This window comes from Deltaproteobacteria bacterium, from assembly GCA_009929795.1.
Lineage (GTDB): Bacteria > Desulfobacterota > Desulfovibrionia > Desulfovibrionales > Desulfomicrobiaceae > RZZR01.
In genome coordinates this window covers 1-5,615 of sequence record RZZR01000148.1, presented here as the reverse complement: position 1 = coordinate 5,615, position 5,615 = coordinate 1, and the positions used below count along the sequence as shown (strand labels likewise).

Annotated in this window: 5 protein-coding genes; 1 reads left to right on the top strand and 4 read right to left on the bottom strand. The window is 59.1% G+C overall.

Going from position 1 to position 5,615, the window contains the following annotated elements; all coding sequences use genetic code 11:
- The first annotated feature begins 13 nt into the window (after positions 1–13).
- The gene (locus EOM25_11840) at positions 14–661 is read left to right on the top strand and encodes a hypothetical protein (protein NCC25864.1); all 648 of its coding nucleotides are present in this window, start codon (positions 14–16) and stop codon (positions 659–661) included.
- A 131-nt stretch (positions 662–792) separates the two neighbouring features.
- Here the strand turns inward: EOM25_11840 and EOM25_11835 are convergent, their stop codons facing one another.
- From EOM25_11835 to EOM25_11820, 4 genes are all read right to left on the bottom strand, one after another.
- On the bottom strand, positions 793–2,049 hold the full coding sequence (locus tag EOM25_11835) for a hypothetical protein (protein ID NCC25863.1): 1,257 nt from the start codon (positions 2,047–2,049) through the stop codon (positions 793–795).
- A gap of 81 nt (positions 2,050–2,130) precedes the next feature.
- The gene (locus EOM25_11830; GenBank protein NCC25862.1) at positions 2,131–3,420 is read right to left on the bottom strand and encodes a serine dehydratase subunit alpha family protein; all 1,290 of its coding nucleotides are present in this window, start codon (positions 3,418–3,420) and stop codon (positions 2,131–2,133) included.
- 114 nt (positions 3,421–3,534) lie between these two features.
- Positions 3,535–4,536, bottom strand: coding sequence for a cytidine deaminase (locus tag EOM25_11825; protein NCC25861.1), 1,002 nt, complete (start codon positions 4,534–4,536; stop codon positions 3,535–3,537).
- A gap of 183 nt (positions 4,537–4,719) precedes the next feature.
- A partial coding sequence (locus tag EOM25_11820; protein ID NCC25860.1) for a uridine phosphorylase occupies positions 4,720–5,615 on the bottom strand: 896 nt, incomplete at its 5' end.

Here is a 5,615-nt window from a genome sequence, read left to right as displayed (position 1 = left end):
CACCGTGAAGAGCATGGCTTATCCGACGAGGCTGGCCGAGGCGTATCAAGGGAATCTCGAACAAAGCGAGCTGCAGGAATTCCGGCGCTACGACTGGACAGACGCTTCCAAGCAAATGTCCAACTTCTTCTCCCGCAGTCTCATTAAGCTTCCCCAAGGCAAAACAATCTTCATTTACCAGTTCGCTCCCGGCAACTGGGTCAGCATGATCGAACAGGGCGCACTAGAGGGCATCAAGAAACAGGTGGTCCAAGAGGACGTCCGGCAGTTTCTCGAGCGCATTCCGCCCAATCACAAACTGAACATAGTTGGCCTTTTCTGCACACACTACCCCGTGTTCGTGAACACTATCAAAAACGAAACGACAATGAGCGGATATGCCGATCTCTCCACGCAGTTCATCGAGCAGGGAGCCTTGGCGGCAACGTACGCCTATGATGCGCTTTCCGGACAATATGTCGATCGGGTCAGGACGACCCCACTTCCAGAGCAAGAACTCATGCTCCTGCTCGAGCAGGCAGAGCCGAAAATCGTCTTGAGCGGCGAGAATATTGAGCAGACAAAAAAACTCGTCCAAACCATCTTCCCTGAACTCCACAACATCCCCATTGTCAGGGAACCCTTCAAGCAAGAACTTCAACCGAGGGCTCCTATCCAATGACACAACTTGTAGTCTAATGCCGATGTGAGCAGTCCTACAAGGCCCACTTCAGCTACAAGATGTATATCGATAAAAAGATGGAATGAAGACAATCAAGAACCTTTTGGGCGAAATCTGAACCCTGGGCCTAGTCATTTCAGAAAGGCCAGAAAGGGCGATACCACCAGCAGACACCCCGTTCCCGTGGCGATCCAGGCCCTGATTCCCTTGTATTTGGAAAAGCTGTCCACCCTGTAGATGAGGATGACGGGGATGAAGCACCCAATGACCGCAAAAAACGGGCTGCTGATGCTCGTGAAGTAGAGGATGGGGAAATCCACAACAGTGGCCACCCAGCCCAAAAGAACGATGAAGACGACCACTCCGGCCGACAATCCGGCTGTGCTCATCGCCTCCCTGGGCTTTTTCCTGGCGAAAAGGTTCATGTACAGCCCGACGCAGGCCTCGTGCAGGCCGAGAAGGACCCCAAAAAACGAGGTCACCACCGCGCAGAGATCGATGACCACCCCCATGGCCGGGACGAGCGTGCCGGGGATGACCTTGGCCATGACCGCCAGAAAGGATGTGTTGGCCCTGAATGCCTGGAAGGCCTGCTCGGAGGAAATGGACAGGGTGCAGGAAAAGGCGAAGAAAAAGACGACTCCGGCCAGGATGGCAAACGACCAGTTCATGATCTGATGGGCCTTGCGCCTCGCGACGGCGATGTCGTCGTGGGCCGAGCGGGCATAGATGACCAGTGGGCTCAAGGACTGGAGAAAGAGGATGGAGGTCATGGCGAAAGGCAGGGTGACGATTGTCTGGGTGATCAATTCCCGGACGGACCCGATCTCCTTGACATGGCCGAAATCCCAGAACGGCACTAGCATGCAGGCCAACAGAACGAGCGAGGCCAGGATGACCGCCACCAGGAGCTTGGAAAGATTCAGGAGCAGGGTCCGGCTGGCAAAGGCCACCAGGACCAGGAACAGGACAATGACCAGACCGTAGAACGGATTGGCTGACAAAAGGCCCTCGGTCAGGCCCGCAGTCTGGATGTACGAGGCGCTGTCGTTGGTCACGGTCTCGCTGTAGACGAAGAACCAAAGCAGCAACATCAGGAAGTAGATGAGACCCAGTCCCGCCCCCCATGTGCTTCCAAGGTATTCACTGATGGTCGCCGGGTAGTCCGTGGACTGTCTGGATTCGACCAGCGTGTCCACAAAAAGCCGTTGGAACTGGTACAGGGCCGGATATGCCGCGGCCACGGCCAGGAGAAAAATCCACAGCCCCACGATACCGGCCTGAATGGGCAAAAAGACGATTCCGGCCCCAATGCCCATGCCGATGTTGACCGCCACCCATCCCCAATCCTGGGAGTTCATTTTCAGAGGCACGCCGTTTGTGTTCATCCGCTCACCACGCTGGGTATGAAGTCGGGAATCCGGTCTCGGCCCTAGCCGAAACAAGTTTTCTGAAAAGGACGTCTCGTCTCACTCGGTGGTCATGATCCTGAGGATCACCTCGTCGGTCTGTTCCATGCCCGAGCTGGCCAGCTCCCCGATATTGCGGATGGTGGCCTCCACATCGCCGCCCACGATGCCTTCGCCGCCGTGCAGATCCTTGTGATAGGAGGCCAGGGTGGCCGAATCAAAGGCGGCGTAGATGCCCGTGGCGATCTTCATGGCGCAGGACGGCTTGGCCCCGTCGCAGATGATCCCCGAGATGTTCCCCAGGGTGTTGACGATGGCGTGGGCCGTGGTGGCGTAGTCCTTGCCGATGAGGAAGGTCAGGGCCCCGCTCACACCGGCCGCCGCACACATGGCCCCGCAATAGGCCGACAGACGGCCCACCTGGGTCTTGATGTGCACGGTGCACAGATGGGACAGAAATAGGGCCCGGATCAAGTCGTCTTCCGATGAACCGATCATCCGGGCGAACTTGATTACCGGCAAGGAAGCCGTCATGCCCTGATTGCCGCTTCCACTGGTGGTCATGACCGGCAAGGGGCAGCCGCTCATGCGCGCGTCGCTGCCGGCCGCGGCATAGCTCGCGCAGCGATTGCGCAGATCGTCGCCGTAGATACCCTGCTCGATGTTCTTGAGGATGCTGCTCCCGATGTTCACCCCGTAGGTGTTGCGCAGACCTTCCTCGGCGATGGTGCAGTTCAGGGTGATGACCTGCTCGAACAAAGAACGGATGAGCTCCAGGTCTATGCTCTTGGCCAGGTCGTAAATGAGCCGGACGGACAGGATGGAACGGTCTTCCTGGGTGGTGTGGAAACTTTCCGGGCTGAACCCTCGGTCCAGAAGCACGCGCCCGTTCTTGACCACCCGGGTCAGGTTCGTGTGCAGGTACTGCACCTCGACCTCGGCGCCCTGATCACCGGCCGTGGCCTCGATGCGTACGTAGAGTTTGACCGGCGTCTTTTCGTGGACGACCTTGAAGGCGCCCTGCCCCAGGTACTCCCGGACCCTGACCATATCCTCTTCGGTTATGTCGCTGATGACCATCAGGTCCTTCTTGCAGTCCCCGGCCACGATGCCCATGGCCGCGGCCGTCTCGATGCCGACCATTCCCCCGCTGCCGGGCACGACCACGCTCTTGACGTTCTTGATGATATTCCCGGACACATAAATCGTGACCCGCTCCGGAATGAGACCGAGCACCTCGCGGGTCTTGGCCGCGACCAGGGCGATGGCGATGGGTTCGGTGCAGCCCTGGGCCGGCACGATTTCTTCGTGGAGGATCTTCAAAACCTTGGCGATGGTATCCGATTCCATGTTCATTGGTGGCTCCGGGGTTCGGTGTTTCGATGGGGTCCGTCCATTGGGGGCCAGGATAGGTCAAAAATATTTTTTTCCTCGGTGTGACAGCACCCGCTCCGGCAGGAGAACCTATTTGTCGGCCGTGGCTTTATGGACCTCCAGCCCGGGATGACCAGCCAGGGTGGAGAGCACGGCCCGACTGGCGTCCTCCTGGTTGGTGGTCTCCTCCCTGGCCTGCACCAGGGCCGCTCGTTTGATATGCTTCAAATCCTGGTTGGCAAAATTATAAAGCACCAGTGCGGCAGCCAACGGCGACATGCTCGGGTTGTAGGCCGCATTTTCGGCAGAGCGTCCGGCCACGATCACGCCCTCTGCGGACTCGATGGCCACGCCCGCGTAATTCCCGGAATAGGGCGCGTAGCTGGTCGAGGCCGCCGCCAGGGCCGCCTGGACAACCGGATCATTCGAGGGCGAGGCCAGCCTGAGGGGCTGAACGGCCTCGTCCATGAGTCTGAGCTTCACGCCCAGGTCCGTCGGACCGAACGGTTCAGGGAGCATGGCCCGCAGGGTCGTTGCCGGCGCGTCCCGCACCAGAATGGCCAGAGTGTCGGCGGTCGAGAGTTCGTTCAAAAACTGGCGGCAGTACCCGCAGGGCGCGGCCGTGATGGCCACGGCTTGAAGTCCTTTTTCCCCATGCATCCAGGCGTTCATGGTCGCGGCCTGTTCGGCGTGCACCGAAAAGCTCAGGGCCTGACCGGGAAACTCCATGTTGCAGCCAAAATACATGGCCCCGCTCTGGCCCACGGCCACGGCCCCCACCTGAAAATTCGAGATGGGCGGGACAGCGTAGATCCTGGCCAAAGAGATGAGGGCCAGTGCCGTTTCGTTGGCGCCAAGCCCCAGTTGGGCCGATAGCTCGCGGGCAATTGCGCTGTCGATCACACCGATGAAACCATCATCCAGCACGATCGATCGCAAAAGGGCTTGAGCCTTGTCCGGGAAATCGCCGATGGCCTTTCCCAGTTGCATCCGACGATCTCCTTGGTCTGCCAAGGCGGTTCTGGCGGCCAAAACCGAGATGGACAGAACGAGGCAAAGAACAGTCAAAATTAGAATCGCTGGTTTCAACATATCGACCTCTTGAGCGTGAATCAGTGGCCGTCGCACGGCCGAGCCATTTATGGTTTCGCTTCCCGGGCCAGAACCTGGGTCGTGCAGTGGGCCGCGCCAAAACCCATGCCCAGGCCGAGCTTGGTACCGGCTCCCGGATTTCCGCCCAGGAAACGACCGCACCTAACCTTTCAAGACCTGAACTCATGGTCGGTGTTTACCCCGGCCAGGGGCCGGATCGATCAAGGACGCCTCAAGGTAGTTGAAAAGAACCCGGCCCGCGTACCGGCTGAACCGGTGCAGCTCTTCAGGAGACGAGGTGATTTGATCGCCCTGGAGCCGGTCGAGCAAAACGGCGCAGATCATGGCAACTCTCGGAAATCCCCAATGATTGAGATATCCGGCCAGCATGGCCCCTTCCATTTCGATGTTGCGCACCCCGCTCTCATGCAGCCATTCGAGCCAGGCCATCTTGCTCTCGAGCGTCTCAAAATTGATGGCCCCGTCCAGCCGAAATTGCTCCAGGAAAAATTCATTGCCCGAGACGGTCTTGCCCAATACCACGTTCAGGCCGCTCCTCTCGTTTGCCGACTGTATGGCCTGGGCAACCTCCTCCGGAAAACGGCCATCGAACCAGTATTCTCCTTCGCCGCCTTTGAGCAGGCGAAACGGCTTGAGATCGGCCATCAATCCCTCGGTGGAGACCACCACGGTTCCGCCGGGCAGGCCGACCCCGCCGCTGGTGCCCACCCGGGCCCAAAAAACCTCGTCCAAGGCCGTCAGATCTCCGCCTTTGAGGAAATAGAGCAAGCGCATGAGTTCCTGCACGGCAATGGAGGCGCTGGGCATGCCCATGCCATGGGAAGCGAAAAGCACGCCAGCTGTGTACCGAGCCGTGAACCTGTCTTCCTTGGAAAAGGCCAGAATCTCGGCCCCGCGGTTCATGGCGCTCCACTGGGCTGCGAAATCGCGAATCCGCTCTCCAGAGCCGGCCAGGACGATGGCCCTGACTCCTTTCATGCCCTCAAGCAACGGATCCTCGCTGGACAATCCGAAATGGTAATAGACGTCTGTCCGGGAACCGTCCAGAACCGGGGCGA

Bases quoted from the DNA above. Each gene is read 5' to 3' on its own strand.
- EOM25_11840 (NCC25864.1), top strand. From the start codon at position 14: ATGGCTTATCCGACGAGGCTGGCCGAGGCGTATCAAGGGAATCTCGAA.
- EOM25_11835 (NCC25863.1), bottom strand. From the start codon at position 2,049: ATGAACACAAACGGCGTGCCTCTGAAAATGAACTCCCAGGATTGGGGA.
- EOM25_11830 (NCC25862.1), bottom strand. From the start codon at position 3,420: ATGGAATCGGATACCATCGCCAAGGTTTTGAAGATCCTCCACGAAGAA.
- EOM25_11825 (NCC25861.1), bottom strand. From the start codon at position 4,536: ATGTTGAAACCAGCGATTCTAATTTTGACTGTTCTTTGCCTCGTTCTG.